Genomic DNA, 4,434 nt, shown 5'->3' on the forward strand with positions numbered 1-4,434 from the left:
CGCACACGCGGCCGCCGCCCGGCGACAACCGGCCGCGGGCCCCCGCGTCGAGGGACTGCTCACCAAGCTCACCCTGGACGAGAAGCTCTCCCTGCTGCACGGCGCCACCGACCCCAAGGCCCTCGGCCAGGCCGGATACGTGCCCGGCGTGGAACGGCTCGGCATCCCGCCGCTGCGCCTCGCCGACGGCCCCGCCGGAGTCCGCGTCAAGCAGCACGCCACCGCCCTGCCCGCGCCCGTCCTGCTCGCCGCCGCCTTCGACCCCGGCCTCGCCCGCCGCTACGGCCAGGTCATCGGCCGCGAGGGCCGCGCCCTCGGCCAGGACGTCCTGCTCTCGCCGATGGTCAACCTCATCCGCACCCCGTACGCGGGACGCAACTTCGAGACGTTCAGCGAGGACCCGCTGCTCTCCGCCGACCTCGTGGCCGAGGAGATCAAGGGCATCCAGGGCGAGGGCCTCATCGCGACCGTCAAGCACTACGCGATGAACAACCAGGAGAAGGACCGCGACTCCATCGACGTACGGGTCGACGAGCAGACCCTCAACGAGGTCGAGCTGCGAGCCTTCGAGGCCGCCGTCGGCGCCGGCGCCCGCGCGGTCATGGGCGCCTACAACAAGGTCAACGGCACCTACGCGTGCGAGAGCAAGGAACTCCTCACCGGCATCCTCCGCGACCGCTGGGGCTTCGAGGGCTGGGTGATGACCGACTGGCACGCGGCCCACAGCACGGTCGCCTCGCTCACCGCGGGCCTCGACATGGAGATGCCGAACGGCAAGTACTTCGGGGCCGCGCTCAGGACGGCCGTCCAGAACGGGAGCGTCTCCGAGGAGTACGTCGACCGGGCCGTACGCCGCATCCTCACCACCATGGACGACTTCGGGATGCTCGACGGCAGCGCCCCGCCCCGCCCGGCACGCAACCCGTCGGCGGGCGCGGCGGTCGCCCTGGAGGTCGCCAAGGCGGGAGCCACCCTCCTGCACAACAGGAACGGCACGCTGCCCCTGACCGGCGAGGCCGCCCGCAGCATCGCCGTCGTCGGCCCCACCGGCTCGCTGCCCTTCGTCAGCGGCGGCGGCAGCGCCCACGTGATCCCCGACCACGCCGGGCGCCCGCTCGACGCCATCACGTCCCGCGCGGGACGAGGCGCCGAAGTGTCGTACGCGCTCGGTGAGGACCTCTTCGGCAAGCCCCTGCCCGAGGACGCGCTCACCGACGGCGTCGACACGGAGGGCCAGCGGGTCGCCGCCGGGAAGACCTGGACGTACAAGGGGACCCTCACCGTCGAGGACGCCGACGAGTGGACCTTCGTCGTCCACTACTCCGGTACGCGGCCCAAGGTGCTTCTCGACGGAGTCGACCTCTTCCCGGTGGCGACCGGGCTCGCGGAGTACTTCGCGGGCGGTCTGGTGTCGGCCGCGCCCGACGGGCTCGCGGTGCGCCGCAGGACGCTCGATCTCGCCGCGGGTGAGCACCGGGTCGAGATCACCGCGAAGGGCGGCGCCCAGGGACAGGCGTTCCGGCTGCGGCACGCCACCGGCGCGACCCGCGCCCAGGACGTCGCCGAGGCCGTGGAGGGGGCCCGGGCCGCCGGGGGCGTCGTGCTCTTCGCGTACGAGGACGCCACCGAGAACCAGGACCGCACGACCCTCGCGCTCCCCGGCCACCAGGTCGATCTGATCGAGGCGGTGACGGCGGTGAACCCCCGTACGACCGTCGTCCTCAACACCTCCTCCTCGACGTCGATGCCGTGGCTGGAGCGCACCGCCGCCGTGCTGCAGATGTACTACCCGGGCCAGGAGGGCGCGGCCGCCACCGCCGCCGTCCTCTTCGGCGACTGCGACCCCGGCGGACGGCTCACCCAGACCTTCCCGGTGGACGACACGCGCCACCCGGTCGCGGGCGACACGCGCCGCTACCCGGGCGTGAACGGCGTCGAGGAGTACTCGGAGGGCGTCCACGTCGGCCACCGCTGGTACGACGCCGAGGACGTGCGGCCGCTGTTCCCGTTCGGGCACGGACTCTCGTACACCTCCTTCGTGTACGAGGGCCTGGGCGTGGAGCGGACCGGGGACGGTCTTGAGGTGGTGTTCACAGTGCGGAACACGGGACGGCGGGACGGGGTCGACATCCCGCAGGTCTATGTGGGCGCCTCGCCGGACCTCCAGGTCGACCAGGCCGAAAGGGTGTTGGGCGGCTATCAGCGGCTCGCGCTGAAGGCGGGGGAGTCGCGCCGGGTCACCGTGCACGTCAAAGAGCGCACGCTCTCTTCGTGGGACGCCAAGCGGCACGGCTGGGTGCTCGGCACCGGACGGCGGACCGTGTGGGTGGGCGCCTCGGCGGGTGAACTGCGGCTCAGCGGGAGGGCGCAGGTGTGAGGCCGACGGGACTCCGTGCCGTCCAAGTGACCGGGTAGGCTGCCCGGCGTGCGCTCGCGGCCGAGCGCACGCCGGGCCAGGCCCGGCTCGCGGTGAATCGGGAGGAACCGGCGTTGCACGTCCAGGAGTGGCTAGAGACAGTGCCCGCGGTCAGCATCTACGCGCTGGTGGGCCTGGTCATCGGCCTGGAGAGCCTGGGCATTCCACTGCCGGGCGAGATCATCCTCGTCTCCGCGGCGCTGCTCGCCTCCCAGCACGGTGACATCAACCCCGTGATCCTCGGCGCCTGCGCCGTCGCCGGCGCGATCGTCGGTGACTCCATCGGCTACGCCATCGGCCGCAAGGGCGGACGCCCACTGCTGGCCTGGCTCGGCGCGAAGTTCCCCAGGCACTTCAGCGAGGGCCATATCGCCACCGCCGAGAAGTCCTTCGAGAAGTGGGGCATGTGGGCCGTGTTCTTCGGCCGCTTCGTCGCCCTGCTGCGGATCTTCGCGGGCCCGCTCGCGGGTGTGCTGCGCATGCCGTACTGGAAGTTCCTGACCGCCAACGTCCTCGGCGGCATCCTCTGGGCCGGCGGCACCACCGCGGTCATCTACTACGTCGGCATCGTCGCCGAGTCCTGGCTCAAGCGCTTCTCCTGGCTCGGCCTGGTCCTGGCCCTCCTCATCGGCCTCACCTCGATGCTGGTCCTCAAGCGCAAGGCGAAGAAGGTCTCGGCGGAGCGCGAGGCCGAGCGCGCGACGGCCGACCCGGAACCGATCCCGGCGACCGACTAGGCGACGACCGAGGGGCTGCCCCCTTGGACGGGGCGCAGCCCCTGTCCAGGGGCGCGGGGAACTGCGCGACCAGCCACATACGGCCCGCAGCCCGCGACGAACAATCAGCCCCCGTGCGCTTCCCGGTGCGCCTTCGCGAGTTCCACATACAACGTCCCGTTCAGCGAAATCCCCTCCCGCTCCTCAGACGTAAGCTCCCGCTTCACCTTGGCGGGCACACCGGCGACAAGCGACCCAGGCGGCACCCGCATCCCCTGCGGAACCAGCGCCTGCGCGGCGACCAGCGACCCCGCCCCGATCACGGCCCCGTTCAGGATCGTCGCCCCCATCCCGACCAGACAGTCGTCCTCGACAGTGGCCCCGTGCACCACGGCGTTGTGCCCGATGGACACCCGCTCCCCGACGGTGACGGGGAACCCGGGGTCGACATGCAGCGTGCAGTTGTCCTGCACGTTGCTGTCCGCGCCGATGACGATGGGCCCGCACTCGGCGCGCAGCACCGCGCCGTACCAGACGCTCGCGCCCGGGTGCAGGGTCACCTCGCCGAGCACCACGGACATCGGGGCGACGAACGCCTCCTGATCCACCTTCGGATCCTTGCCGCCCACGCCCGCGATCAGCGCCTCGTGCGTCATCGCCGTCTCCTCGTTCTCGTTGGTACCGGCACCGTAAGGGATGCGGCCACGCCACGGTGGGGCGAAGATCACAGGCGCCCGAGCTCATGGCCGGACGTCACGCTGAGTACGGTGAGCGGGTGCCCAAGCGCAAGAACACGTTCTCATCCCGGCGGCGCCGGCTCGTCCAGCGCGCCGTCCACGCGGGCTGGTCCTGGGTGCAACGGACGGGCGCGGTGACCGCCGAGCGGCCCGGGCGGCTGCACTTCGGGGCGATGGGAACAGGTACCAGGCTGGCCTTCCCGCAGGGCACCGTCTTCGGCGAGCCGTGGATCCATCTCGGTGACCACTGCATCATCGCCGAACAGGTCACTCTGACCGCCGGGTTGATGCCTGACCTCGACCTCGGCCCGGACCCCATCCTCCGCATCGGCGACGGTGTCGTCCTCGGCCGCGGCAGCCATGTCATCGCCGACACGACGGTCACGATCGGCAGTGACTGCTACTTCGGGCCGTACGTGTACGTGACGTCCACCAACCACTCCTACGACGACCCCCATCAGCCCATCGGCAAGCAGTGGCCGCGGATGGAGCCGGTGGAGATCGGCCCGGGCTGCTGGATCGGCACGGGCGCGGGGATCCTGCCCGGCGCGCGCATCGGGCGGAA

The 4,434-nt window shown here is 71.7% G+C and carries 4 protein-coding genes; 3 read left to right on the top strand and 1 reads right to left on the bottom strand.

The window, feature by feature from the left end:
- A partial coding sequence (locus tag O3Q52_RS49495; RefSeq protein ID WP_269654990.1) for a beta-glucosidase occupies positions 1 to 2,377 on the top strand: 2,377 nt, incomplete at its 5' end.
- 113 nt (positions 2,378 to 2,490) lie between these two features.
- Positions 2,491 to 3,153: a DedA family protein gene (locus tag O3Q52_RS49500; RefSeq protein WP_269654991.1), complete on the top strand. Its 663-nt coding sequence runs from the start codon at positions 2,491 to 2,493 to the stop codon at positions 3,151 to 3,153.
- A 104-nt stretch (positions 3,154 to 3,257) separates the two neighbouring features.
- Here the strand turns inward: O3Q52_RS49500 and O3Q52_RS49505 are convergent, their stop codons facing one another.
- Complete coding sequence (locus tag O3Q52_RS49505) at positions 3,258 to 3,788, bottom strand: gamma carbonic anhydrase family protein (RefSeq protein ID WP_269654992.1); 531 nt, start codon at positions 3,786 to 3,788, stop codon at positions 3,258 to 3,260.
- Positions 3,789 to 3,874: 86 nt separating this feature from the next.
- On the opposite strand from O3Q52_RS49505, the gene O3Q52_RS49510 reads away from it, so the two are divergent.
- Positions 3,875 to 4,434: acyltransferase (locus O3Q52_RS49510; RefSeq protein ID WP_269654993.1), on the top strand; the 560-nt coding region annotated here is incomplete at its 3' end.

It is taken from the genome of Streptomyces sp. ActVer (assembly GCF_027270795.1).
Classification (GTDB): Bacteria; Actinomycetota; Actinomycetes; order Streptomycetales; family Streptomycetaceae; genus Streptomyces; species Streptomyces umbrinus_A.

Excerpts from the sequence above, each read along its gene's own strand:
- O3Q52_RS49505 (WP_269654992.1), bottom strand. The coding sequence starts at position 3,788 with ATGACGCACGAGGCGCTGATCGCGGGCGTGGGCGGCAAGGATCCGAAG.